This is a genomic window from Aerococcus sp. L_32 (assembly GCF_050689315.1).
This window is the reverse complement of sequence record NZ_JBOEQF010000994.1, coordinates 1-683: the sequence shown is the minus strand read 5'-3', so window position 1 is coordinate 683 and position 683 is coordinate 1. Positions and strand designations below refer to the sequence as shown.

1 protein-coding gene is annotated in these 683 nt (G+C 42.6%); it reads left to right on the top strand.

Annotated elements, in window-relative coordinates; genetic code table 11:
- Positions 1 to 683, top strand: a 683-nt coding sequence (locus ACRCJ0_RS17805) for an FtsW/RodA/SpoVE family cell cycle protein (RefSeq protein WP_431391474.1), incomplete at both ends; no start/stop codon positions are given.

The window sequence follows — 683 nt, the reverse complement described above, 5'->3', positions numbered from 1 at the left end:
TTTAATCATTGCGCAGAATGACTTGGGGACAACCCTGGTATTCTTGATGATGTTTATCGGTGTCATATTCGTGTCAGGAATCACCTGGTATATTATTTTGCCGGCATTCCTATCATTTGCGGTTATCGCCTTAGTATTAATCATCTTAGTGGTCTACCAACGCGATTTACTATATGCATTAGGTTTCCAAGACTACCAATTCGCCCGTATCGATTCATGGTTAAACCCTTTCGGTAATTCGGCCAATGAGTCTTACCAGTTAGCACAAAGTTTGAAGGCCATCGGTTCTGGGGGCATTCTTGGAAAAGGGCTTGGTCAATTCCAAGTTCACGTCCCAGTTCGAGAGTCGGATATGATTTTCTCTACTATCGGTGAAAACTTTGGTTTCCTCGGGTCAAGCTTTGTCGTCTTATTATACTTCATCTTAATATTCCAAATGATTTCAGTGGCCTTTAGAGCCCACGACGCCTTCTATGCGTCAATGGTTTCAGGGGTAGTCATGATGTTCACCTTCCATATCGTCGAAAATATTGGGATGTCCATCGGGCTTTTACCGCTGACAGGTATTCCATTACCGCTAATTTCGGCGGGTGGTACTGCCTTAATCACTAGTATGTTGAGTATTGGTTTAATACTGTCAATCAAATACAATGAGGGCTTGGATGATGAGCACTTAAGCAAGA